The organism is Thermoleptolyngbya oregonensis NK1-22 (assembly GCF_032705245.1).
Classification (GTDB): Bacteria; Cyanobacteriota; Cyanobacteriia; order Elainellales; family Elainellaceae; genus Thermoleptolyngbya; species Thermoleptolyngbya sichuanensis.
The window spans coordinates 1,959,505-1,984,083 of sequence record NZ_CP053540.1 but is presented as its reverse complement, the minus strand read 5'-3'; the positions used below and the strand labels follow the sequence as shown (position 1 = coordinate 1,984,083).

Sequence of the window (24,579 nt, the reverse complement as noted above, 5' to 3'; positions counted from 1 at the left end):
GCTCAAGGTTTACTGTCCTCATTCCGTCATAGGATCGAAAAGCACAGTTTGCAATCGCAGGTTGAGAGGACGACACATGCGCGTGTTGGTGATGGGCGGAACCCGGTTTATCGGCGTGTACCTGACAAAGCTGCTGGTGGCGCAAGGCCACGAAGTCGTGCTGTTTAACCGGGGCAACAAACCCGCACCCGTCGCGGGCATCCGGCAGATTGTGGGCGATCGCACCGATCCCCTCCAGATCAAAACCAGCCTCTCCAGCGAATCCTTTGATGCCGTGTTCGACAACAACGGCCGCGAACTCAGCGACACCCAGCCCCTCGCCGAAATCTTCAAAGGGCGAATCCAGCACTTCGTCTACGTCAGTTCTGCGGGCGTGTACCTCAAGTCTGACCAGATGCCCCACGTCGAGGGCGATGCGGTCGATCCTAACAGCCGCCACAAGGGCAAATTTGAAACCGAGGCTTATCTGGCAGAGTCCGGCATTCCCTTCACATCCATTCGCCCGGTCTATATCTACGGCCCGCAAAACTACAACGACCTAGAAGCCTGGTTCTTTGACCGCATCGTGCGCGATCGCCCCGTCCCAATTCCCGGCAACGGCATGGCGCTCACCCAGTTTGGGCATTGCCAGGATCTAGCCGCCGCCATGGCCGCCGTGCTGGGCAACGAGCGGGCGATCGGGCAGATCTACAACATATCGGGCGATCGCGCTGTCACCTTCGACGGGTTGGCCCGCGCCTGCGCCACCGCCGCTGGCAAAGACCCCACCACCCTCAGAATCGTCCACTACGACCCCAAAAAATTTGACTTTGGCAAGCGCAAAGCCTTTCCCATGCGCGTGCAGCACTTTTTCACCGACATCCACAAAGCCAAGACCGAGCTAGGCTGGCAGCCCCAGTTTGACCTGGTTTCCGGCCTGGCCGACTCGTTCCAACACGACTACCTCGCCAGCGGCCGCGACAAAGCCGAAATCGACTTCTCCCTGGACGAAGAAATCCTAGCAGCCCACGCTTGAGCCTAAGCCTACCAGGGAACACTGGAAGCTAGGGTGCAGGTGTCAGACATTGGCGCGATGGCCTGCACCTGCCCAAACTCCCATACTCCCAACTCTCTACCCCTCACCTTGACTGACGAACGAGCCTACTGGCTGGCTTGGAGCCAGATCGCGGGTGTCGGCCCGACACTGCTGATGCGGATCTATCGCCACTTTGGGTCGCTGGCGGCGGCTTGGGATGCCGATCTGGCTGCCCTGGATGCGGTGGAGGGCATTGGCGGAATGACGGCAGGGGCGATCGCCACGGCCCGTGCCTCCCTCGATCCCGCATCCCTGCTCGCAGAACATCAGCGCGACAATCCCGACGTTTGGACTCCCGCCGATGCCGACTATCCGCGCCTGCTCACCGAGATTCCCGACCCGCCGCCACTGCTCTACTATCGCGGGCAGGTGGCGCTGGCAGAAAACCGGGGGGAAGTGGGGCTAGTGGCGATCGTGGGAACCCGCAACCCCTCCAGCTATGGCAAACAGTGGACGTATCGCCTGGTGGAAGCGCTGGTGCAGGCAGGATTTACCATCGTCTCTGGGCTGGCGGAAGGCATCGATGCGATCGCCCATCAAGCCTGTCTGGATGCGGGCGGCCGCACGATCGCCGTCCTGGGAACCGGGGTCAACCGCGTCTATCCTGCCAGCAACCGCGCCCTCGCCCAGCAGATCGACCGCAAAGGGCTGATTCTCAGCGAACATCCCCGGGGCACCGGCCCCGACCGCGCCCACTTCCCCAGCCGCAATCGCATCATCGCCGGACTCTGCCGCGCCACCCTGGTCATCGAAGCAGGCTCCAAATCGGGAGCGCTGATCACCGCCCGCGTCGCCAACGAATATGGCCGCGAAGTCTACGCCCTCCCCGGCTCCCTCGACCAGCCCCAGTCCCGCGGCTGCCTGGAGATCATTGCAGGCGGCGCTCAGGTCATTCTCGGCGAAACCCCGCTGCTAGAGGCCCTCGGCGCAATTCCCCAGCTAGACGCGATGCCAAACCACTCTGCTGCTCCAGCGCCCTCTGCGTCTGCACCTCCCACACCCGACCTGCCGCCCCGCCTGGTGCCGATTTTTCAGGCGATTCCCCCCATCCCACCAGAGGCGATCGCCCTCGACACCCTGGTACAAACCACCCAACTCGACACCAGCAACCTCCTCGCCGCCCTGCTAGAGCTAGAAATGCTGGGCGTGGTTTCGCAACTGCCCGGAATGCGCTATTGCCGAGCAGGATGACCATTTTTCGAGAGGGTAATCTACGCGCTGAGACGATAGAGTGAGGAGGTATTTCGGGGTGACGACGACTGGCGCACTTCCCGTCCCCCCACCCCGTTCTCTCGTTTCCCTGCTGCCCATGTCTTCCCCCAAACCCCGCCTCCTGCTCATCGGACTCGACTGTATGGAGCCGTCGCTGGTGTTTGACCGCTGGCGGTCTGACTTGCCCAACCTGTCGCGGCTGATGGCGGCGGGCAGCTATGGACGCATGGAGAGCAGCATTCCCGCCATCACCGTCCCTGCCTGGAGCTGCATGATGAGTGGACGCGATCCGGGGGAACTGGGGATTTATGGATTTCGCAACCGGGCCGATCGGAGCTATGGCAAGATGGCGATCGCCGACGGTCGAGCGGTCAAGGTTCCGCGCCTGTGGGACTTGCTGGGCGATGCGGGCTGGACGGTCGCGGTTCTCAGCGTTCCGGGCACTTCGCCACCCTATCCAGTGAACGGCTCCCTCGTATCCTGCTTCCTTACGCCCAGCCGTGATGTGCCCTACACGCACCCGCCAGGTCTGGCCGCGCAAATTGCCGAATGGATGCCCGACTTTTTGCTGGACGTGCCAGAGTTTCGCTCCGAGGAAAAAGCGCGAATCTTGCAAAACATCTACGACCTCTGCAACCAGCGGTTTGACCTGGCAGAAAAGCTGATCGAGCGCGACCAGCCCGATTTTCTGATGCTGGTAGACATGGGCGTGGATCGGATTCACCACTCCTTCTGGAAGCCAATGGACCCCACCCACCCGCAGCACGAGCCGGGGTCGCCCTTTGCCAACGCGATTCACGACTACTATTGCCATGTGGATCGGCGCGTCGGCGACCTGCTGGCAAGGTGTGATGAGGAAACCGCTGTGCTGGTGGTGTCAGACCACGGGGCGCGGCCGCTGATGGGCGGCATCTGCGTCAATGAGTGGCTGATCAAGTGGGGCTATCTGACGCTAAAGCAGCCCCCTGCGGAACCGCTGCCGCTGGATCAGGTCGAGGTGGACTGGAGCCAGACCAAAGCCTGGGGCGCAGGCGGCTACTACGGGCGGATTTTTATGAACGTGCAGGGACGAGAACCGCAGGGCGTGATTCCCCTGGCGGAATACGAGCAAGAGCGATCGCGCTTAGCCGACCTCCTGGCCAGCATCCCCACGCCAGACGGACAGCCCATGCCCAACCGCATCATGAAGCCGCAGCAAATTTACCAGAAGGTGCGCGGCGTGGCTCCTGACCTGATTGCCTATTTCGACGAACTGGCCTGGCGCTCCGTGGGTACAGTCGGGGACGGCTCGCTTTACACTACAAATAATGACACTGGGCCCGACGATGCCAATCATGCTCCCTTTGGGCTGATGATTTTCCACGACCCGCGCCAGCCCAAGGGCGGTCAGGTTCTAGAGGGCGCGACGCTTTACGACATCCTGCCCACCTTGCTATACCGCTACGGCCTCCAGCCCCCCGCCAATCTGCGCGGCAACATCCTTCCCATCTAGCTTCAGATCCTCACCCCCCCAACCCCGCAAATGCCTTCGTCTGGTCGCTTCCAAAGTCGCTTGCTGAGCTATCTGTCTCGGCAGCGGCTGCGTTTGGGCGATCGCACGTCGCGCTGGATACGCCAGGCCCAAGGTGCGATCGCGCTGGGGGCGCAGGTGGTGCTGTATCCGGTCTATGTGGCGTTTCAGTCGATGCGGCTGGCGGGGCGACAGATGGGGCCCGCAGCGCAGCGCGTGGGGCTGTTTTTGGAAAATGTCAAGCGCAGCGTCCAGGGCAAACCCGCGCTGCCTGCCTCGCCGCCGCCTGCCGATGCGCCCATTCACAAAACGCTGCGGGCCATTCGCTCGGCGGGTTTTGCCAACGCGCTGACTGCCGCACCAGCCGCTCCACCAAGCTCCCCAGATTCGCGGGCGATCGCCCTCCGTCCTCCATCAAACCTGGCCCCGCCGCCCCGCCCTGAGGACGACCCCGCCCCGCTAACATTCCGCGAAGCATCGGCGCTCCCCACCGCCGAAGCCACCCGCATGAACCCCCAGGCTAATCCAACACTGGGCAACCAGGGTCCAGCAGACATTGGCGGCATTGCCTCGCGGCTGGATAGCCGAATGCTGGTATTGGTGACCACGACCAATGCCCTCATCGACCTGTCGCCCCAGCAGCAGCGCTGGCTTCAGCAGCAGATCATTTGGGAACTGGCGAACGATGGCCGGGCCCGGCGGCGCTGGCTGCGGCGGGCAGGATTGACGGGTCGCCGCTCGGCTGGGGAACTGGGCAGTGGAGCGAGCGATGGGGCGATCGCCGACCTCGCAGCCCCGCCATCCCGGTCGCTGGCTTCCTCGCCAAGGGGCCGACTGACTCGGATGCTGCCCGTGCCCCTGCCGCGAGAAACCGCCGCCCCGCCCGTAAAGGCGTTTTATCAACTGATGGCGTGGGTGCAGACGGGGCCAGTGGCGATCGCCGCCAATCTCTTCCAGGAAGCCGCGCTGGCCGTGTACTTTCCGCCGCCAGAACCCGCCCCCCGTCCCGGCGCGCCGTTCCCAGGCACAGCCCCTCTGCCCCCTTCCGCACCCATCCGATCGGGCATTGCACCGTCCCTCTCGCCGACGATTCCGCCCCATCTGCGCCCCCACTCCCCCGGCGAAATTTTGCTGCAACTCTTGGCGGAGCAGCCCGCAGAGCCATTTATGGAGCAAGTCACCGAGCAATTTACTGGGCAATTTACTGGGCAACTTACTGGGCAACTTACTGGGCAACCTGCGGAGCGACCGACTCACGTCCCCGCTAACTTCTCCACGGAGGTCATCTCTGCGGAGCGGCTGACCAACGCAAGGGCGATCGCCCCTCTTGTTCCCACTGCCGACCTGATGCCCGACGCACACAGCGTCATCCTCACCATCAGTCGCCAAGATCCTAGCCCCCTCACGCCCCAGCCATCCAGCCCTCCAACTCTCCAGTCCCCAAGCGCTTCACTCCACGCACCCCCTCACGCGACCCCTCAAGCGACCACTGCCCAGCCGCCCTACATCGACACTCCCGCCACCCTCGTCCGCTACGAAAAGCACCCCCTAGAGGCAGTGTTGGACTGGATCGATCGGAGCATCGTCTGGCTGGAAACCTGGCTGGCAGACCTGTGGCGGTGGCTGCGGGGTGAATCGGGCAGCGACTCCTGATGGGGGACAGTTTTCCCGACTCGCCCCAAAATCGTGAATCGGAAAGCGGAAAATCGGGACGAGCGATCGCCCCATCTTTGCCCTACCTTTGTCCCACCTCTGCCCTCCGCTCGACCCATCCACGCGGTTGCCCAGGCATGAATTCTCCGACACGCAGATTAAGGCTTTCCGTACTCTACAATCCCCATCAGAAATCTCAGAGTAGGATCGGCCTAGACGCAACACCAGACGCTATTCATAGACCGACGGATTAACCGACGGATTCCTTGAAAATCCAACCTGACCCTTTTGAACTTGCCAGGAGAAACGGATGGCAACTTTACTCGATCAACTGCGCGAGATGACGGTCGTCGTCGCGGATACAGGCGACATTCAGGCCATTGAAAAGTTTAAGCCCCGCGACGCAACCACCAACCCCTCGCTGATTACGGCGGCCGCGCAAATGCCGCAATATCAAGAAATTGTGGATGAAACGCTGAAGCAGGCCAAGGCAGATGCGGGATCTGGCGCGACGGACTCGCAGGTGGCCACGCTGGCGTTTGACCGCCTGGCGGTGGAATTTGGCAAGCGGATTTTGGCGATTGTGCCGCAGCGCGTCTCGACCGAGGTGGATGCCCGCCTGTCCTACGACACCGAAGCCACCATTGCCAAAGGGCGCGAACTGATTGCCCAATATGAAGCAGCGGGCATTTCGCGCGATCGCATTCTGATCAAAATCGCCTCCACCTGGGAAGGCATCAAAGCCGCTGAAGTGCTGGAAAAAGAGGGCATCCACTGCAACCTGACGCTGCTGTTTGGGCTGCATCAGGCGATCGCCTGCGCTGAGTCGGGCGTGACGCTGATTTCGCCCTTCGTCGGCCGAATTCTCGACTGGTACAAGAAGGAAACCGGACGGGACTATGCACCCGCCGAAGATCCGGGCGTTCTCTCCGTCACCAAGATTTATAACTACTACAAGAAGTTCGGTTACCAGACCGAGGTGATGGGCGCGAGCTTCCGCAATATTGGCGAGATCACAGAACTGGCGGGCTGCGACCTGCTGACGATTTCGCCCTCGCTGCTGGCGGAGTTGCAGTCTACCGAAGGCGACCTGCCCCGCAAGCTCGACCCCGCCAAGGCCGCTGCGATGGACATCGAAAAGATCACCATCGACAAAGCCACCTTCGACAAAATGCACGCCGAAGACCGCATGGCTTCGGAAAAGCTGGACGAAGGCATCAAGGGCTTTACCAAAGCGCTGGAAACGCTGGAAGCCCTGCTGGCCAAGCGGCTGGCACAAATCGAAGGCGGAGCGCTGGTGAACCACGCCGCTGAGGATCTGTTCAAAGCCTACGATCTAGACGGCGACGGCTTCATTACCCGCGAAGAGTGGCTGGGCACTGATGCGGTGTTCGACGCGCTGGACGAAAACAAAGACGGCAAAATTACGCCGGAAGAAGTCCATGCAGGGCTGGGCGGGGCGCTGTTGGCCGGCGTTTAGCTGCCCGAACGTTCCCAGTCACTCGCATCCTAAGCAGTATCCCGGCGATCGCCCTTCATCAAACGCAACTCGCCGGGATGTTTAGGATTCAGAGTTCCGAAGTGGGGGTTTAGGATGCAGCGATCCCCCTGCGACCCAAGCCCCCAACCCCCGCTCCTAAGCTTCGTCAAGCGCCGCAATTCCTGGCAGCACCTTGCCCTCCAGCAGTTCCAGGCTGGCCCCGCCGCCTGTGGAGATGTGGCTCATCTGGTCAGCCACGCCCACTTTTTCCACCGCCGCCACAGAGTCGCCGCCGCCGATGATGGTGGTTGCGCCAGTTTTGGTGATGTCGGCCAGGGTGCGGGCGATCGCCTCCGTCCCTGCTGCAAACTTGTCAAACTCAAACACGCCCATCGGCCCATTCCACACCACCGTCTTGCAGTCCGCCAGCGCCTCCTGGAACACCTTCACCGAGTCGGGGCCAATGTCCAGCCCCATCCAGCCGTCGGGAATGGCTTCCACGCTGACGGTCTGGGAATTGGCATCGGGGGCGAAGTTGTCGGCCACCACCACGTCGGTCGGCAGCAGCAGCGCCACGCCCTTCTCTTTGGCCTTGGCTTCCAGCGACTTCGCCAGTTCGATAAAGTCATCTTCCACCAGCGACTTACCGACGCTCAGCCCCCGGGCCTTGTAGAAGGTGAAGATCATGCCGCCACCGATCAGCAGCTTGTCTACTTTTTCTAGCAGCGCCTCGATCACGGTGATTTTGCTCGACACCTTGGAGCCGCCGATGATCGCCGCTAGGGGACGCTTCGGCTCTTCGATGGCGCTTTGCAGATATTGCAGTTCTTTTTCGATCAGGTAGCCTGCGACGGAGGGCTTTAGATAGTGGGTCACCCCTTCCGTCGAGGCATGGGCCCGGTGCGCTGTGCCAAAGGCATCATTGACATACAAATCCGCCACCGACGCAAGCTGTTTGGCAAATTCGGGGTCGTTTTTTTCTTCTTCGGGGTGAAAGCGGACATTCTCTAGCAAAATCACCTGGCCGGGCTGCATGGCGGCAACGGCGGCTTCGACCTCTGGTCCAATGCAGTCGCTCGGCTTGGCGACGGTTTGCCCCAGCAGTTCCGACAGGCGGGCGGCAACGGGCGTGAGGCGGTTCTTGTCCGTAGCGCGGGCCGCGAAGTCGTCGCCCTTGGGACGGCCGAAGTGGCTGGTGAGGATGACTTTTGCGCCCTTGCCAATCAGGTCATTGATGGTGGGCAGGGCGGCGCGGATGCGCGTATCGTCAGAAATGTTGCCCTGGTCGTCGAGCGGTACGTTAAAATCAGCCCGCACGAGGACGCGCTTGCCCTGTAGGTCGTCGGCAGTCAAATTTGCTAGAGTTTTTTTGGACACCGCTATATACCCCCTCAAGTAAGTCTTTTTACCTATTGCCTATTGTAAAACGTCAGGGCTTGCTAACAGAACGGGGCTGAGCGCAACTCTTTCTCTACAAAAACTTTTCACTGCTGCGGGAGTCTATAGGTTTTACTTATAGACCCGCCTGAGCAACATTGATAGGGGCGATCGCCCTTGCTCTGTTAGCCCGCTGACGTTTCTCCACACCACCCATCACTCTACCGAACTCTGCGTCCCTGTGAGGCGTGTCATGTTTAAAACCGTTTTGTTTCCAGTCGATCAAAGCCGCGAGTCTCGCGAAGCCGCCGACGTGGTGGCCAATGTCGTCAAAACCTACGGCAGCCGTCTGGTGATTTTGTCGGTCGTGGAATCGCTAGATGAGGAAAAAGTCCCCACAGCCGCCGATTTGGAAATGACTTCTCCAGAGGCGATCGCCGAATTGCTCAAAAATGCCAAAGCCCTGTTTGCCGAGCAGGGCCTCGACGCGCAGGTGATGGAGCGGGCAGGCAAACCCGCCTTTACCATCTGCGACGTGGCCGACGAAATTGGCGCAAACCTGATCGTCATGGGCTGTCGGGGGCTGGGGCTGACGGATGAGGGAGCCGCCGACAGCGTGACCAACCGCGTGATTAACCTGTCGCCCTGTCCGGTGCTGATTGTGCCGTAGGGTTTGCGGAACCCGGTCTGTAGAACTAGGGTTTTAGCAAGTCAGGATTGAGGCGACAGAGCGCTGGCGGGCTGGAGAGTGGGTCTGTTTGTCCAATTTTTTGTCTATTTGTGGAGTCAAAGACGACCCAGAACAAGGCTCCTGGACTCCTTTGGCGCAACAACTGAGCATAGCCGTCGGCATCTGAGCGGCGATGAAACCGAGCGGCGATCGCCCAGCGATAATCTGGACGCAAATGCACCACTAGCCAGGAATTTAGCCGTTCTTGATAGGTCATAATAAGATTACTCCATTGCAAATTGGAGCCAAGAGCCAGTGCAGAGAAGTTGGTCGCTGCAACGCATTGGCTCTTCGCTTTTGGGCAGACATGGGTGATCCAAATTTGGATCAATTCCATTATAGCTGGAGACTGTCCAAATTTGGAACAATCATCTTGTCACAGAATTGTGACGTAATCCTAGGCATGTCAAAAGCAGGCGCAGCCCTCCGGCAGGTGCTAAAAACCTATAGCATCAGCCAAAACAAGCTGGCAGTCACGATGGGGATTTCACGCTCTAATATTCATCGCTGGGTTTTTGAAATGGTTGACCCATCTGCCGACTCTGTTCTTGCTATCCGGGCTGCGCTGCAAAAGATTGACCCAGCAGCGGCCGAGATGTTTATCCAGCTTTACTTACAAAACGATAGCCCCTAGTGTTTACATCAAGGGTTTACATCAAAGGCTTCAGGCGTTGCCGAAATGCTGCTGCCGCTTGGGGATTGGGGATCTTCGTGGCGATCGCCTCCACCAGTTCCGCCGAGCCTGCGTTTGGATGTCGAGCCACCACATCCCACAAGACAAGTCCTGCCATTGGGCCAATCGCCTCCGAGAGCGCCTGACGGCACTGCGTCAAAAATGGCTCACCCACCGCTGCGCCCAGTGCAGACTCCTGGGGCGGATGCTGGGGGTTGGGGACGGCTTCGTCCGTCGAAACGGGCGGCGGCGGGGGGTCGGGAGCGTCCAACAGAGCGGCGATCGCCCGATTTTGCATACGGCTGCGAAACTGGCTTGCCTGGGCAGGGTTGGGAATTCTCGTGGCGATCGCCTCCACCAGCGCCTCTGCCGATAGCCCCGTTTGCTTGGCCAGCACCGAGTCCAGCAGCAGTTTCGCCATCGGGCCAATACACTCCGCCAGTTCCCGACGACACGCCTCCAGCCAGCGCACAGACACGCGGGGCTGGAGCGGGGGAACGCTGGTGTCTGCCAGCGGCATTTCAATCGTGTGCTGGAGTGTGGCGGGCGGCGGTTCAGTAAAGGGCGACTCCGTTGCGGCGGGCGGCTCGGTTAACCGATTGTCGTCAAACCGATCGTCGTCTGGCGCGGCCGGAGACAGGGGGATCGACTCCTCTACCGCATATTCAGGAAAATCCTCTGCTTCGGCATCCAGCGAAGGAAACGACGTTCTCCAAACCGCCTCTTCTACAACACCGGGCTGAATCGCAGAGATGCCGAACAACACCTGTGGCGCAGGCGGCGAATCGGGAGATGACTCTGGAGGTGACTCTGGGGGTAATTCTGACAGCGAACTGTCAAGATGCTCGACGGGCACGGCTGCCGATGGCTGTGCCGACTGTCCTGGCTCCGCCACCAGCGAATCAAACGCACCCCGAAACCGATCGAGGTTTTGCATCAGGTCTTGGAAAAACGCCGACTGCACGATTTCATCCACCTGTCGCTGGCGCTTGCTCTGGTCTAAATCAATTTGCACCTCGATCAGGCGGTCTTCGTTGACCTCTGGCAGCGACAGCACCCGCAGATCGCTCAGCACCTCCCGCGCCGTCTGGTAGCGATCCTTCGGCTTTTCCGACAGCAGCCGATCGAGAATCCGCACGAGGCGATCGCTCACAGGGGCATACTCCCGCCAGCGCCACTCCAGCGACGTATGCTCCATCAGCACGCTCAGATCTTGCCCCGTCAGCAGCACCACCGCACTCACCCCCAGCGCATACAGGTCGCTGCATGGATAGCATTGCCCCATGCGAATTTGCTCTGGCGGAGAATAGCCAAACTTGCCCACCACCGAAGCCTGGGCGCTGCCTGGACTGCTGCCCGCCGCCGAAAGGATCTGGCTGACGGTCTGCTTGACCAGCCCAAAGTCGATCAGCACCGGATGGGTCTGGCCCTTGGGCAGCATAATGTTTTCAGGAGAAATGTCGCGGTGCAAGATATTCAAGCCGTGCAGATACTCCAGCACCGGCAGCAAATCACAGAGCCACTGCACAATTTCCGCTTCCGAAAAGGGCGGCTCTCCTCGCCGCTGGCGCTCTTGCAAAAGCTGGCCGTAGGTCTTGCCGTCAATGTACTCTTGCACTAGAAACAGCCGTCCCCGGTCGGTCAGCCACGCCAAAAACCGAGGAATCTGCGGGTGATTAATCTGATACAGCACCCGCGCCTCGCGTTCAAACAGTTCCCGCGACTTTTGCACGACGTATTCTGTGCGGCTGGCGGGTACAAACTCCTTTAGCACGCAGGCATCGCCGAAGCAGTGTTCATCAGACGCAAGATACGTCCGCCCAAAGCCGCCCTGCCCCAGCACCCGCTGAATTCGGTAGCGGCTGTTGATCAGCGTGCCCAGGGTTAGCTCCGATTCCTCGATGGGGCTGCCGCCGGGGGTGACGTTGGCCGGAACAGCGGGCGTGATCTGATAGGCCTGAATCGCTTCTTGCAGGTTCTTGAGCTTCAGCGACCCCACATAGGACGCGCTCAGGGAAATCCTCGATTTTACAGAGTCGTAGACCGACTGCGACATACAGATGCCGCGTGGAGCCGCTTCTTCCTGGAGCCGCGTCGCCACAGTCACCGCCTGCCCGGTCACATCGTTCGCCTGCACGACGACCTCGCCCAGGTGAATGCCGATGCGATGGCTCAGCACGTCGTCTTCGGGCAGTTCTTGCAAAAGCTGCGCCATTGACCGCTGGATTTCGATGGCACAGTTTACGGCTCGATCGGTGCTGACGAAGTACATCACCAGCCCGTCTTCCAGCGATTTCAGCACGATTCCTTCAAACTGCTGGCAAAGCTGACGCATTGTTTGCAAGTCGCGCCGGATCAGGCTGAGGGTATGCTCCGGGTCGTCGGCCATGCGCGAGTTGTAGCCCACCGCGTCTGTGACCAGCACGACCGCCATGGCCCGCTGGCCCAAATTAGAAGAACTCGGTTGTGGGGAGGCTCCAGCATCCATAGCCAGCACAGAGGGAACGGGATGAACCGGGAGAATACAGAATAAACCGGACGACAAAATCGGAAGCCGATGGCAGATGCGCTGCTTCCACTCTACCGCTGTTCTCTAGTTGTGTCGGTCAGGATTCAGTGGGCCACCCTGTCGCAATTAAGGGGGAGCTTGGTTGCAGAAGCGAGGAAAGAAGCGGGAAAAAGATGGGCGATCGCCCCTACAGAACAATTTTTCCACCTTAAAAATATAAGTGAACATACCAATAGTCTCCCCCTTTTTCCACATAAAAGAGGAGTTTTCCACAGATAAACACAGGTTTTCCACAGGCTTTTGTGGAAAACTAGTACCTCTGTTCAGAATAGGGATTGCCCGGGGCGCTATGGCTGGCTATGTCTTGATGCGTCACAAAATATGCGTCACCGATATATGCGTCACCGAATATGCACTGGCAAACATGCGTCCGCAAACCGTGCCGTGCCGCATTGCCACAGGAGAGTCTGTTCAGAGGGCGATCGCCCTTGTCCTGCGCGTCTATTCCGCCTGCGTCGAAGCGCCTCCTGCATCGAAGCGCCTCCTGTGTTAAAGCGCTGCCTAAACGATCCTGAACGTCTTACCTGAGCGTCTTACCTGAGCGCTTCAGTTACACCCCAACCCTGGCCGCACCCAGCTAGCCATCCAGCAGGATTCGCTTGCTTCCCCAAACCCTCGCACGCCAGAGCGCAAGGACTTGCCTATTCCCACTCAATGGTTCCAGGCGGCTTAGAGGTAATATCATACACGACTCGATTCACGCCGCGCACCTCGTTGACGATGCGATTGGAAATGGTTTCCAGCAGGTCGTAGGGAGCGCGTGACCAGTCGGCCGTCATGCCATCTTCACTGGAAACAAACCGCAGCACAATGGGGTAGGCATAGGTTCGCTGGTCGCCCATGACACCCACACTACGGATCGGCAGCAGCACCGCAAACGCCTGCCAGAACATACTGTAGGTGCCGCTGCGGTTTACCTCTTGGCGCACGATCAGGTCAGCATCCCGCAGAATATCCAGCTTCTCAGCCGTGACTTCGCCCAGGATGCGGATTGCCAGACCGGGGCCAGGGAACGGGTGACGGTTGACGATTTCTTCCGGCAGCCCAATGGAGCGGCCCACCTTCCGCACTTCGTCCTTAAACAGCTTCCGCAGCGGCTCCACCAGCTTAAACCGCAGGTCTTTGGGCAAGCCGCCGACATTGTGATGGCTCTTGATTTTTACGGCGACGCGCTCACCGGTTTGCGGATCTACGTTTGTGTCTGCCGACTCGATTACGTCTGGATAGAGCGTGCCCTGCGCCAGATAGTCAAAGGGGCCGAGTCGCTTGGATTCTTCTTCAAAGACGCGGATAAATTCGTGACCGATCCGCTTTCGTTTTTCTTCGGGATCAGTCACGCCCTTAATGCGTTCCAGAAACCGCTCCCGTGCATTGATGTATTCCACTGGAATGTGGAACTGCTCTTGAAACAGCTTGACCAGGCGCTCCGGCTCATATTTCCGCATGAAGCCCTGGTCGATGAACATGCAGGTCAACTGGTCGCCGATCGCCCGATGCAGCAAAAACGCCAGCGTGGAGGAATCGACCCCGCCTGACAGCGCCAGCAGCACCCGCTTGTCGCCCACCTTGGCGCGAATTTCTCGAATGGTTTCTTCGACGAAGGCCGCCGTTGTCCAGGTGGGCTGACACTCGCAAATGTGATAGACGAAATTGCGGATGAGGGCCTGTCCGCCGAGGGAATGCACGACTTCGGGGTGAAACTGTACGCCGTAGAGTTTGCGCTCGTGGTGGGCGATCGCCGCACAGGGCGTGTTTTCAGTATGGGCCAGCAATTCAAACCCTTCCGGCATTGCCGTCACCGAGTCGCCGTGGCTCATCCACATGGTCGTGCCGTCTTCTACGTTGGTCAGCAGGTCGGTGGGATCATCGATAAATAGCGCTGCTTTGCCGTACTCACCGCGCTCAGCCCGCTCCACGCCGCCGCCAAGCTGCTGCACCATCAGTTGCATCCCGTAGCACACCCCCAGGATGGGGATGCCCAAGTTCCAAATTTCGGGATCGCAGTGGGGGGCCCGCTCGTCGTATACCGAGCTAGGCCCACCCGACAGGATGATGCCTTTGGGGCTGAGTTGCCGAATTTGCTCCGGGGTGGTGCGATAGCTCAGCACCTCGGAATAAACCTGGGTTTCGCGAATGCGGCGGGCAATTAGCTCGGAGTATTGGGAGCCAAAATCCAGAATGACGATCATCTGGCGGGTAAGATGGGCGGACGGTTCGGCGGTGGGGGAGAGGGAATCAACTTGGGGAGTCACGGTAGATCCTGGAGAAAACGAAGGGGTAGGAAGCAGATACCAAACGGCTAGAGCAGTGGAATAAAGAGGGATAAAGTCGCAGGGCGAAGCACGAAACGTTGACGAACAGTTTTTCTCGCCGGACTCAACTCGCCGGACTCAATTCGCCGGACTCAACTTGCCGGACTCAAACCACTAAGGGTATGGGATTCTGAGGCGGCAAAGCTGGCAATAAAGGCACACAAGTCTAACGTGATGTGCAACTTTCAATCTGCCCTCATCCCCCAACCCCTTCTCCCAGATCGGGAGAAGAGGAGCCGGATTGGAAGTCCCTCTCCCGCTTTGGGAGAGGGGTTTAGGGTGAGGGTTACAAAAGTGGGATCACCCAATCTGCCTTCATCCCCCAACCCCTTCTCCCAGGTCGGGAGAAGGGGAGCCGGATTGGAAGTCCCTCTCCCGCTTTGGGAAAGGGATTTAGGATGAGGGTTACAAAAGTTGGGATACACCCTGCGATCGCGCTTAATCATTAGGCTAGAGCAGAGGCTAAATCAGCGGCTAGATTAGCCGTTTGCCAGATGAGCCGTAAACGCTGCGAAATGCGGGGGGAATTCCCAGCATCGTCGCACAGACGAACCAAAATTTAGATAAATAGATTCTGAAGGTCGGATTTTGACGGTTCAAACTTGGAGCCAGTTGCCGTCTTTATCCAGCACCTATCCGGAACCCAGTCCGCTGGACGGGCGAAACAGCGCAACCGATCCGACGAGAGAATGTATCGAGATAAACAAAAGTTGACTTTAATATTTCAGTTAGCTTAACAAAACCTGGGACAAAATTGCAGACCCTAATTCGCTTTTCGCAATGATCTGGCGATCGCGTCCAAACAGGATTGACCCCACCCGCACTGGGCGATCGCTGTGGGTGCGAATATACGCTGATGAGCGCTGGTCGATGGTTTGGGCGATCGCCCCATACACACGCCCCACCCAGTCGCTTCCGGTGTCCGCATCGAGGGTTTGCAAATACTTCAGCGCGGCCTCTGCCGTTTCGCAGGCAAAGATCTGCTGCACGTCTGAGGTCGGCAGGCCGGCGATCGCGCAGTGTGCCGCAAAAATTTCCTGCCGCCCGTCGGCAACGTGGTGGTGCGTGTGGAAAATGCCGCCTGCCAGCTTCATCAGCTTGCCGTGATAGCCAAACAGCAGGATGGATTCTACCCCCTGCATTCCCGCCTCCACCAGCAGCGGCCCCAGCCAGTTTGCCGTTTTCACCACGCAGCCGGGATCGATCCCCAGCTTGCTTGCTAGATCCAGACCGTTTTCCCCCAGGCAAAACACCAGCGCCGAATGCGTCGCCGATTTTTGCCGCAGCACCGCTCGAAAGTCTTCCAGTTGCCCTAGTGCGCTGAGGGGCTGGGAAATGCCCGACGTGCCCAGCAGCGATAGCCCCTCGACTACCCCAAAGGCGGCATTGGAAGTGCGCGTAGCGAGCGATCGCCCCTCCGGCAGCACAATCGTCACGCCGATGACCTCCCCTGGCCGCAGCAGCGGCTCCAGATTGGCCAGCAGCAGGGTGCGGGCGTAGGCATAGATGGCGGGCCGATTCTCGGCGTTGACCTGGCGGCCGAGTCCTTCACCGCCCTCTAGGGTGATGGCGGGGAGGGGAGAGTCTTGCTTGCCGACTCCTGATCCTCGCTGCCGGATCTCAACAATGCTCCAGATCGGCGTGTTGCGGGTTAGGTCGAGATTGTCGCCGGGGTCGCTGCGGGTGATGGCGAGGGCGGTGGTGGGGCCGAGGCGGGCCACCTGCTCGATGGGAATTTCGGCGGTTTGGGCGGGGGTGATCAGGTCGAGGGTGACGCTCTGGGGCGAGGGCGGGTCGTCGTGCAGGTGGCGCAGCGCGGCGATCGCCCCCGCACAGGCAAACACGGGCAGAGTATAGCCTGCCCGCGCAGAAGGGGTCTTAGAAAACGGCGCGGTCATGCGCCAATGCTAACGCTTCCAGCGCTGGACGGCTTCGGCAATGCGGCGGCCGTAGCGCTCGGACGTGAGGCGATCGCCCTCATCGAGGGTCGCTGGGGTCTGCCCCGAAAAGTCGGGCACCGTAAAGCCCATCACGCCCAGGAACGACCCCAGCCGATTCACGCCCTCGTTGTTGTAGCCCATTTCTGAATTGCCAACCCAGACCATGCTGTGCTGGGAAGCGTTGATGGCGAGGTAGAGCAGCGTGCCCTGCTTGTCGCCGCTGGGAGAGCCAGAGTGGGTAAAGCCGCCCGCGATTTTGTCCTTCCAGCCCTGCTGGGCCCACACGGCGCTGGCCGCATCCACGAACGCCTTGAACTGAGCCGCCACGCCGCCCATGTAGGTCGGCGACCCAAAGATGATGCCGTCGGCGCGATTCAGTTCTTCCAAAATGCCCGGATCTTGCCAGCGGCCGTTGACAATTTGCTCACCCGTAATTTGCAGCAGCTTGACCTCGGTGCCAGGAACCTGGCTTGCCCCTGCCGCCACTGCTTCTGCCATGAGCTTCGTATGGCCCGTACCCGAAAAATAGACAACTGCAACTGTCGGCATAACTGCGTCCTTTGAAATGTCTGTTCAGTGGTTGTGAGATCAGTGGTTTTGAGATTCAGTAGTTTTGAGGCATGGCGTATGAATCGGGTTGGATGAATCAGCTTGGATAAATCAGGTTGGATGGATCAGGTGGAATGAGACAAACTGCCAACCAAATGCCAACTAGAGGCCAACCAAATGCCAACCAGATTCAATTACCAGACGATACTTAGTCTCATTTCGTAACCAAGTTCAGTTTTAGCGTATAACAGATATACCGACTGAAACAAGACAGCACTTTGAGGTAAGTCAGTATGCTGCGGGTAACTGCGACCACGCCCCAGGAAGCGGAATCTTGCCCCGTGCGCGATGTGCTGGATCGCATCGGCGACAAGTGGAGTTTGCTGATCCTGTGTACGCTGGCGGATGGCAAGCTGCGGTTTATGGACATCAAGCGGGCGATCGGCGATGTGTCGCAGCGAATGCTGACCCAAACCCTGCGACATTTGGAGCGCGACGGCTACATTACGCGCCGGGTATATCCCTCTGTGCCGCCGCGTGTGGAATATGAACTGAGCGAACTGGGGCGATCGCTCTTAGTCCCCGTGCAGCAGCTCATCGCCTGGGCCGAAACGCATCACCCCGAAATCGCCGCCGCCCGCGATCGCTACGATGCCCGCCCGGAGAACGTGCCCCAGGCGGACTGAGCCATGCTATTGCTGGAAATGCCTACGCGATCGCAGGGCTATCGCAGTTCCAAAGTGGCGATCGCCCGCTGAAACACTGGATCATCTTCTGGGCCACTCAGCGTTACGATGCGCCGCCGATCGGGTGTGAAGAAAGCAAGGTTGATGACTTCAACGCTGTCGTGGTTGTCAAAGTAGGTGTATCTTGCCACTTCCTTACCATCTATGGTCATGATCTGAATTGGCTCGTTGACCAAAAAGGTATTGACAGCTCGTAATGCTCGCTCTAGGCTGCGTCTGCCTGCGGGCACTGGTTCTATGGTCAAATCTACGCTCCAAAACCAGCCTGCGCTCTGGGGAGGCCCTATTCTTCTGATGCAATCATAGGTTGAGGGGTTCATAATGCTAATCCCATCCCGAAAGTTGACCCATCGCATGGCTCGATAGTTAGCGGGAATCTGGAATGCAAACCCAAGCTCCGTATTTTCGTAGCGCCGGGTTTCTCTAGACGGTTCTACAGAATCGGGACACTCACTGGCGATCGCCGGACGTACCCCGACCGTTGCGCCGACTGCCCCAAATACACCAATAGCCGCAGCCAGGGCGATCGCCTTGAGGGGTGCAGTCAGCATAATTTTCGAGAACCAGTGTGAGGGCAACTGCTGAGGAGAAAGTGTCATAACCGGTTTTCTAGATGAAGAAGTGAGAATGAATGCTTAAGGGAGCAGATCCCAGCGGTACGGCTAGGTGAATAGGGGCTGATCGGTTCGAGCGATCGCCCTGTCTGTCCCTTCCTCTCAGATTGCCCAGACAATCAGCAGCGGTATCACGCCGATGCCAAGACATGCAATGTCCGCCCAGAGAAGGTTCCAGGCGGACTGAGTGACGTGATTAACCCTATTCCTAAGAAATGCGTTGACCGATCGCAGGGCTATCGCAGTTCCAAAGTGGCGATCGCCCGCTGAAACACCGGATCATCCTGCGGCCCGCTGATCGTGACAATGCGCCGCTGATCGGGAGTGAAAAAGGCGATGTTGGCGACTTCAATTTCGTCATGCTGATCGGTGTAGAGGTAGACTGCCAATTCCTTGCCGCCCTGATTCACCAAACGAATCTGCGAGTCTAGCCAGGTGTGATTTGCTCGAATAGCTTGCTCCAGCCCCCGGCTGCCCGTGGGAACACCATCCACATTCAGTTCCACACTCGCAAACCAACCGCCTTCTCCATAGCCTGATCGCGTAATGCACTGGATGTAGTCGTAGTTTGTGGGGTTCATAATGCTGGCCTGACCGCCCTGCCGTCCCATCGCGCGATAGTTGGCAGGAATCTGAAATGCCACCCCAAGCTGCATGTTTTCGTAGCGCCGGGTTTCTCTAGAGGGTTCTACCCAGTTGCCATACTCACAGGCGATCGCCGGACGTACCCCGACCGTTGCGCCGACTGCCCCAAGTAAACCAATAGCCGCAGCCAGGGCGATCGCCCTGATTCGTGAAGCTGGTGTTATTCTCTGAGGCCGAGTCGGATGAACCTGCTGAGGAGGAATCGTCATGATAGGTTTAGTAAGGTTGGGGAAAGGTGAACGTTGAAGCTCGGTCAGGCAAACAATGCCCCACAATGTGATGCCCCGTAATGCCCCACAATGTGATGCCCTGCAATGTGATGCCCCGCAATGTGATGCCCCGCAATGTGATGCCCCACAATGCAGAGTCAATGCCTGGGTTTTGTGAGTTGTATCGCCTGCCTGAGTCTGTCTTCTTTCAGATTGCCCTTGCGACGGACAAAGAGATACCGAGATAAAATAAAGGTTTCTGAAAATTTTCCCGGCTTAACGAAAACGAATGGTCATTGCAATGCTGATAGCAGGCCTCGTCCTGCTGGTAATTGGAGCGGAGATACTGGTTCGCGGCGCATCCAAGCTGGCGGCGATCGCCGGAATTTCGCCACTTGTTATTGGGCTAACCATTGTTGCCTACGGGACTAGCGCTCCAGAGATGGCGGTCAGTATCCTATCGAGCTACGCAGGACAGGCTGATATTGCAGTGGGCAACGTGGTCGGCAGCAATATTTTCAACGTGCTGCTGATCTTGGGCGTGTCGGCGCTGGTGGCTCCGCTGGTAGTCGCTCAGCAGTTGATTCGGCTGGACGTGCCGATCATGATTGGCGTATCGTTTCTGATGCTGCTGTTTGGGCTGGATGGGCGAATTGGGCGCTCGGATGGCGTGGTGCTGTTTGCTGGGGCGATCGCCTACACGCTGTTTCTGATTTATCAGAGCCGCAAGGAGCAAAACCTAGATGTGCAGCAAGAATACGAGCAGTATGGCGCAGGAGAGCGGGGCGATCGCCCAGCCGCCCTAGTCTGGCTGATTAACCTAGCTTACATTGTGGGTGGGCTGGTGCTGCTGGTCTTGGGTTCCCGCTGGCTGGTGGATAGCTCGGTTATTATTGCTCGCTCCATTGGTGTCAGCGAGTTGGTCATTGGCCTGACGATTGTGGCTGCGGGAACGTCTCTGCCCGAATTAGCCACCTCCGTCGTCGCCAGCTTCAAGGGCGAACGCGACATTGCCGTGGGCAACGTGGTCGGCAGCAATATTTTCAATATTCTTGCCGTGCTGGGCCTTTCGGCCGCCGTTTCCCCGGCGGGTCTGGCCGTGTCTGATGCGGTGCTGCGCTTCGATGGGCTGGTGATGCTGGCCGTGGCGATCGCCTGTCTACCCATCTTTTTCACGGGCAACCTGATTACTCGCTGGGAAGGTGCAGTTTTTATCGGATACTACGCCGCCTACACGCTGTATCTCATTCTCCGCTCCACCCAGCACGCCATCCTGCCGCTCTTTAGCCAGGCCATGTTCTGGTTTGTGCTGCCAATCACGGTTTTGACGATTGCCGTCGTAACCCTGCGCGAACTCCGCCGCTCTCGCCATCGCAAGCAGCAAATCTCCTCCGCCGAAGATCCGCCGACCCGATAGTCAATCGGTTCGTTCCACCTTGCTCAGCCCTCCAGCAAAACGTGCAGCGCTTCTGGGGTCTCCCTTCCCCGCCTGTGAGAGAATGGAGAATACTGCTGTTAATACCCGTTAGGGGGTTCCGTGAGTTTTTCTGAAATGACTTCTGCAACACAAGCCATGCCCCAACGGGCGGTGTTTCCCTTCACGGCGATCGTGGGGCAAGAAGAAATGAAGCTGGCCCTGCTGCTGAACGTGATCGACCCCAAAATTGGCGGGGTGATGATCATGGGCGATCGCGGCACGGGCAAAACCACCACCATTCGGGCCCTGGCCGACCTGCTGCCCGAAATTGAGGTCGTTGCCGATGACCCCTTCGGCAGTTCCCCCACCGACCCCGACCTGATGAGCGACGACGTGCGGCGGCGGCTCAGCGCAGGTGAAACCTTGCCCGTGTCCCATCGCAAAGTGATCATGGTCGATTTGCCGCTGGGGGCGACGGAGGATCGCGTCTGCGGCACTATCGACATCGAAAAGGCGCTGTCAGAAGGCGTGAAAGCCTTCGAGCCGGGGCTTTTGGCTAAGGCGAATCGTGGCATTTTATACGTAGACGAAGTAAACCTGCTGGACGACCACTTGGTGGACGTGCTGCTGGACTCAGCGGCTTCCGGCTGGAACACCGTAGAGCGCGAGGGCATTTCGATTCGCCACCCAGCCCGGTTTGTGCTGGTGGGGTCGGGCAACCCCGAAGAGGGCGAGTTGCGACCCCAATTGCTCGACCGCTTTGGAATGCACGCAGAAATCCGCACGGTCAAAGATCCCTCGCTGCGGGTCGATATCGTGGAGCAGCGCTCCGAGTTTGACCAAAATCCGAAGGCGTTTTTGGCAAAGCATCAAGCCCAGCAAGACGCGCTGCAAAAGCAAATCGTCGATGCCCAGGCGCGGCTGTCGTCGGTGACCATTGACCGAGAGCTAAAGGTAAAAATCTCTCAGGTGTGTGCTGAGCTAGATGTGGATGGATTGCGGGGCGACATCGTGACCAACCGCGCCTCGAAGGCGATCGCCGCTTTTGAAGGTCGCACCGAGGTCACCGAACAGGACATTCGCCGCGTCATCGGCCTTTGCCTGCGCCATCGCCTGCGGAAAGACCCGCTGGAGTCGATCGATTCGGGCTACAAGGTCGATAAGGTCTTTGGGCAGGTCTTTGGGCTATCGGAAGAAGCCATCCAAAACGGCGCGGCCGTTGCCCGCTAGCGCAACTTCTCGCTAGCGAAACTTCCTGCTAGCGAAACTCATAGAGAACTTGTAGAGAACCTTGGACTAACACTCTGACCAACAATCCAAAATCGCAAATCTAAAATCCAAAATAAATCCAAAATCGACACGCCCCCCACTCCCCCGCATGACCCACATCCTTGGGCTAGACCCCGGCCTGGCGACTCTCGGCTTTGGAGCGCTGCGCTGCGAGTCGGGTTTCGGCCTCCGATCTGCCGATCGAGTGGAGGTGCTGGATTTTGGCGTGATTCGCACCCCAGCGGGAACCGACATGGGCGATCGCCTTTGCACCATCTTCGACGACCTGCATGACCTGCTGAATACGGTCAAACCCGACCTGATTGCCCTGGAAAAGCTGTTTTTCTATCGCATGGGCAATACGATTGCGGTTGCCCAAGCGCGGGGCGTAATTGCACTGGTGTTGGCACAGCACAAGCTACCTGTAGTAGAATTCACGCCCGCCCAAGTCAAACAAGCGCTCACGGGCTATGGCAATGCTGACAAACTCGCGGTGCAGGAAGCAGTGGCCCGGGAGCTATCGCTGGCGACCATCCCCAAGCCAGACGACGCAGCCGATGCGCTGGCGATCGCCCTTGCCGCCTGGTTCCAGCGGTGAGTTCAGCCTCGAAGCGATCGCTCTAAACCTAAGCAGGCACTACGCTTCATCCGACATATTCGGATCTTCATCCTGAAGATGGTTCAAATCCTCCGGCTTAATCCCCCAGGCCTCCAGCAGGTCGCCCGTGCTATCTAGCCTGCTGACCCCATGCTCAGTAATCAGGTAGGTAGAACTTTCGTCCTGCACCTGGATCAGGATTTCCCCTTCACTGTCGTCATCTACAATTTCAATGTCGGCTTCGTCGGAACGCTGGAGAGCGGCGATCGCATCCGGATCACCCTTCGCCGCCAAAACCTTCAACAGATTCAGCGTAGTGTAATGTACGGAGCGGGGGATACGTTCTGTCATAGCTATCCTGAAATCAGCTTGAGCTAAACAACTTGAGCTAAACAGCTTGAGCTAAACAGCTTGAGCTAAACAACGTCAGAAAGACTCAAAAACACTCAAAATCTGGTCTAAAGCTCTGCTATCAAAATTCATGCTTCAAAATACCCTACAGCATCCCTGAAAATTTGGATATAGCTCCTTAACACAGCCAACTCCCTGTGTAACTCCCGATGCAACTTTCCGGCTTTCACCATATCGCCCTAATCTGCTCCGATTATGAGCGCTCGAAACGCTTCTACACCGAGATTCTGGGCTTCCAGGTTTTGCAAGAAACCTACCGTGCGGCAAGGCAATCCTACAAGCTGGATTTGGCGCTCCCCGCTGAGTCTGGAATTTCTGCCTCTCGCATTGAGCTATTTTCCTTTCCTGCACCGCCGCCTCGCCCCTCGCGCCCGGAGGCCTGCGGGCTGCGCCATCTAGCCTTCGCGACCCCTGATCTCGACCGTTCCGTTGTTTACCTGGAGTCTCAAGGAATTTCCGTCGAACCGATCCGAGTGGATGAGCTTACTCAAAAGCGGTTCACCTTCTTTCAAGACCCAGACGGACTGCCGCTAGAGCTATACGAAGCATAGACCGTTCACCTTCTTTCAAGACCCAAACGGACTGCCGCTAGAGCTATACAAAGCATAGACCACTGTGCGTAGATCACTGTGCATAAACTACTGTGCATAGACCACAGTGGGCAATCCCTATACGCCCAGCGTGAACAAAAAATCGCAAAGACAAAAAACGGGCTAACCCGTTCCAGGTTAACCCGTCAATTGGGAACGCTCGAAGAAACTACTTTTGCACCACCAGCTTCACGTTGGCGTTTTGCAGACCGGGGCGCTTCACTTCTGCCAGCGTCTTGTTGACGGCATACTTCTGGTTGATTGAGTTGATCAGCTCGGTCTGGTTGTGCTTCTTGGCAACGCCCCAGAGGTCAGCGATCAAGTCGAAGGAACCATCGGCATTGCGGGACCAGCCCAGATCATACTCGCCTTCCAGAACGGCAACGATGTCAGAGCGGACGCGCTGACCGTTGTAGCCGCGCACATCAGCTTCGGTCTTGACCGTGATGCCCAGATCCCGCAGAGAAGCCTTCAGGATTTCGGCATCGGTGATTTTGGTACGCAGAGTGCTAAAGTGAGACATTTCGGATTTCCTCCTGTAGGGAAAACTGAGAGAGACAACGTTTTTTGGTAGGTAGGTACCGCCCGGCTCAGCCTTTGGAGGGCAAACAGAAGCGGCTATAGCGATTAGACTGCTAGCAATGTGCTAGCCTTTCCTCCTGTTGGGAGCAGGAGAGAAAGCCCGTTTAGCTCCACTCCAGCCGCTTATACTCCTCTTCGCGGCTTCGCTCTTCAGCGATGGAAGTGGCGGCAGGTCGCGCGCGCTGCCTCGCCCATTCCCGTAGGGCGACTACCTGCTCAGCCATCGTCTTCGACAGCGGAAGCGTCGATTTGACGGCAGCAATAATATCCAGTTGAGTGAACTCTCGATCTTGAGCAAAGGCTTCGTACATCGCAGCCACAACCGCCTGCTCAATCTCTGCACCAGAGAATCCACACACAACATTGACCGAGCGGCTCGCGCCCGTGTTGGGGTCGGTAATCGAGACGCTTGCTTCAG

General features: G+C 58.5%; 23 protein-coding genes and 1 pseudogene. 13 read left to right on the top strand and 11 right to left on the bottom strand.

All coding sequences use genetic code 11. The features are described 5' to 3' along the window. Positions 1 to 76 precede the first annotated feature (76 nt). From HNI00_RS08630 to HNI00_RS08610, 5 genes are all read left to right on the top strand, one after another. On the top strand, positions 77 to 1,015 hold the full coding sequence (locus tag HNI00_RS08630) for an NAD-dependent epimerase/dehydratase family protein (protein WP_316792502.1): 939 nt from the start codon (positions 77 to 79) through the stop codon (positions 1,013 to 1,015). A 108-nt stretch (positions 1,016 to 1,123) separates the two neighbouring features. Next, positions 1,124 to 2,266: a DNA-processing protein DprA gene (dprA, locus tag HNI00_RS08625; protein ID WP_316792499.1), complete on the top strand. Its 1,143-nt coding sequence runs from the start codon at positions 1,124 to 1,126 to the stop codon at positions 2,264 to 2,266. 118 nt (positions 2,267 to 2,384) lie between these two features. Next, positions 2,385 to 3,779, top strand: a complete 1,395-nt coding sequence (locus tag HNI00_RS08620) for an alkaline phosphatase family protein (protein ID WP_316792497.1) — start codon at positions 2,385 to 2,387, stop codon at positions 3,777 to 3,779. A 30-nt stretch (positions 3,780 to 3,809) separates the two neighbouring features. Next, positions 3,810 to 5,450 carry a hypothetical protein gene (locus HNI00_RS08615; protein ID WP_316792495.1) on the top strand — a complete coding sequence of 547 codons (1,641 nt, stop codon included), beginning with the start codon at positions 3,810 to 3,812 and terminating at the stop codon, positions 5,448 to 5,450. Positions 5,451 to 5,760: 310 nt separating this feature from the next. Beyond that, a complete protein-coding gene (locus tag HNI00_RS08610; RefSeq protein WP_297077495.1) occupies positions 5,761 to 6,930 on the top strand; it encodes a transaldolase in 1,170 nt (389 codons plus the stop codon). A 156-nt stretch (positions 6,931 to 7,086) separates the two neighbouring features. Here the strand turns inward: HNI00_RS08610 and HNI00_RS08605 are convergent, their stop codons facing one another. Then, positions 7,087 to 8,307, bottom strand: a complete 1,221-nt coding sequence (locus HNI00_RS08605; protein WP_316792493.1) for a phosphoglycerate kinase — start codon at positions 8,305 to 8,307, stop codon at positions 7,087 to 7,089. Between the two features lie 253 nt (positions 8,308 to 8,560). Between HNI00_RS08605 and HNI00_RS08600 the strand changes: the two genes are divergently transcribed. Further along, a complete protein-coding gene (locus HNI00_RS08600; protein ID WP_172353909.1) occupies positions 8,561 to 8,977 on the top strand; it encodes a universal stress protein in 417 nt (138 codons plus the stop codon). 25 nt (positions 8,978 to 9,002) lie between these two features. Here the strand turns inward: HNI00_RS08600 and HNI00_RS08595 are convergent, their stop codons facing one another. Then, the gene (locus HNI00_RS08595) at positions 9,003 to 9,254 is read right to left on the bottom strand and encodes a hypothetical protein (protein ID WP_316792492.1); all 252 of its coding nucleotides are present in this window, start codon (positions 9,252 to 9,254) and stop codon (positions 9,003 to 9,005) included. A 186-nt stretch (positions 9,255 to 9,440) separates the two neighbouring features. On the opposite strand from HNI00_RS08595, the gene HNI00_RS08590 reads away from it, so the two are divergent. Then, the gene (locus HNI00_RS08590) at positions 9,441 to 9,671 is read left to right on the top strand and encodes a helix-turn-helix domain-containing protein (RefSeq protein WP_420156334.1); all 231 of its coding nucleotides are present in this window, start codon (positions 9,441 to 9,443) and stop codon (positions 9,669 to 9,671) included. 16 nt (positions 9,672 to 9,687) lie between these two features. Here the strand turns inward: HNI00_RS08590 and HNI00_RS08585 are convergent, their stop codons facing one another. Continuing rightward, a complete protein-coding gene (locus HNI00_RS08585; protein ID WP_316792489.1) occupies positions 9,688 to 12,198 on the bottom strand; it encodes a DUF8082 domain-containing protein in 2,511 nt (836 codons plus the stop codon). A gap of 370 nt (positions 12,199 to 12,568) precedes the next feature. Here HNI00_RS08585 and HNI00_RS08580 point away from each other — a divergent pair, with 370 nt between their 5' ends. Beyond that, positions 12,569 to 12,772, top strand: coding sequence for a hypothetical protein (locus HNI00_RS08580; protein ID WP_316792487.1), 204 nt, complete (start codon positions 12,569 to 12,571; stop codon positions 12,770 to 12,772). Positions 12,773 to 12,920: 148 nt separating this feature from the next. Here the strand turns inward: HNI00_RS08580 and guaA are convergent, their stop codons facing one another. From guaA to HNI00_RS08565, 3 genes are all read right to left on the bottom strand, one after another. Further along, the gene (guaA, locus tag HNI00_RS08575; protein WP_297077503.1) at positions 12,921 to 14,468 is read right to left on the bottom strand and encodes a glutamine-hydrolyzing GMP synthase; all 1,548 of its coding nucleotides are present in this window, start codon (positions 14,466 to 14,468) and stop codon (positions 12,921 to 12,923) included. Between the two features lie 851 nt (positions 14,469 to 15,319). Continuing rightward, positions 15,320 to 16,489: a cobalt-precorrin-5B (C(1))-methyltransferase CbiD gene (gene cbiD / locus HNI00_RS08570; protein ID WP_316792483.1), complete on the bottom strand. Its 1,170-nt coding sequence runs from the start codon at positions 16,487 to 16,489 to the stop codon at positions 15,320 to 15,322. Positions 16,490 to 16,498: 9 nt separating this feature from the next. Then, the gene (locus HNI00_RS08565) at positions 16,499 to 17,080 is read right to left on the bottom strand and encodes a flavodoxin family protein (RefSeq protein ID WP_172353906.1); all 582 of its coding nucleotides are present in this window, start codon (positions 17,078 to 17,080) and stop codon (positions 16,499 to 16,501) included. A 293-nt stretch (positions 17,081 to 17,373) separates the two neighbouring features. Here HNI00_RS08565 and HNI00_RS08560 point away from each other — a divergent pair, with 293 nt between their 5' ends. Continuing rightward, the gene (locus HNI00_RS08560; protein WP_316792479.1) at positions 17,374 to 17,766 is read left to right on the top strand and encodes a winged helix-turn-helix transcriptional regulator; all 393 of its coding nucleotides are present in this window, start codon (positions 17,374 to 17,376) and stop codon (positions 17,764 to 17,766) included. A 38-nt stretch (positions 17,767 to 17,804) separates the two neighbouring features. Here the strand turns inward: HNI00_RS08560 and HNI00_RS08555 are convergent, their stop codons facing one another. Together HNI00_RS08555 and HNI00_RS08550 are read right to left on the bottom strand one after the other, a co-directional pair. Next, positions 17,805 to 18,425 carry a hypothetical protein gene (locus HNI00_RS08555; RefSeq protein ID WP_316792477.1) on the bottom strand — a complete coding sequence of 207 codons (621 nt, stop codon included), beginning with the start codon at positions 18,423 to 18,425 and terminating at the stop codon, positions 17,805 to 17,807. Positions 18,426 to 18,676: 251 nt separating this feature from the next. Continuing rightward, complete coding sequence (locus HNI00_RS08550) at positions 18,677 to 19,294, bottom strand: hypothetical protein (RefSeq protein ID WP_316792475.1); 618 nt, start codon at positions 19,292 to 19,294, stop codon at positions 18,677 to 18,679. 289 nt (positions 19,295 to 19,583) lie between these two features. Here HNI00_RS08550 and HNI00_RS08545 point away from each other — a divergent pair, with 289 nt between their 5' ends. The 3 genes from HNI00_RS08545 to ruvC all read left to right on the top strand — a co-directional run bounded on the left by HNI00_RS08545 (position 19,584) and on the right by ruvC (position 22,578). Next, entirely contained in the window at positions 19,584 to 20,711 is a 1,128-nt protein-coding gene (locus tag HNI00_RS08545) for a calcium/sodium antiporter (RefSeq protein ID WP_316792473.1), read from the top strand. A 135-nt stretch (positions 20,712 to 20,846) separates the two neighbouring features. Then, complete coding sequence (gene bchI / locus HNI00_RS08540; protein ID WP_316792472.1) at positions 20,847 to 21,941, top strand: magnesium chelatase ATPase subunit I; 1,095 nt, start codon at positions 20,847 to 20,849, stop codon at positions 21,939 to 21,941. Between the two features lie 148 nt (positions 21,942 to 22,089). After that, positions 22,090 to 22,578: a crossover junction endodeoxyribonuclease RuvC gene (gene ruvC, locus HNI00_RS08535; RefSeq protein ID WP_316792471.1), complete on the top strand. Its 489-nt coding sequence runs from the start codon at positions 22,090 to 22,092 to the stop codon at positions 22,576 to 22,578. A gap of 39 nt (positions 22,579 to 22,617) precedes the next feature. Here the strand turns inward: ruvC and HNI00_RS08530 are convergent, their stop codons facing one another. After that, the gene (locus HNI00_RS08530; protein ID WP_316792469.1) at positions 22,618 to 22,929 is read right to left on the bottom strand and encodes a hypothetical protein; all 312 of its coding nucleotides are present in this window, start codon (positions 22,927 to 22,929) and stop codon (positions 22,618 to 22,620) included. Between the two features lie 209 nt (positions 22,930 to 23,138). On the opposite strand from HNI00_RS08530, the gene gloA2 reads away from it, so the two are divergent. After that, positions 23,139 to 23,540, top strand: coding sequence for an SMU1112c/YaeR family gloxylase I-like metalloprotein (gloA2, locus tag HNI00_RS08525; RefSeq protein WP_316792467.1), 402 nt, complete (start codon positions 23,139 to 23,141; stop codon positions 23,538 to 23,540). Positions 23,541 to 23,748: 208 nt separating this feature from the next. Here gloA2 and HNI00_RS08520 read toward each other — a convergent pair whose 3' ends face one another. Then, the gene (locus HNI00_RS08520; RefSeq protein ID WP_172353897.1) at positions 23,749 to 24,102 is read right to left on the bottom strand and encodes a DUF1257 domain-containing protein; all 354 of its coding nucleotides are present in this window, start codon (positions 24,100 to 24,102) and stop codon (positions 23,749 to 23,751) included. A gap of 163 nt (positions 24,103 to 24,265) precedes the next feature. Continuing rightward, positions 24,266 to 24,514 (bottom strand): annotated as a pseudogene (locus HNI00_RS22105) (stress-responsive protein Ycf46); the annotation flags it as partial. Between the last annotated feature and the right edge of the window lie 65 nt (positions 24,515 to 24,579).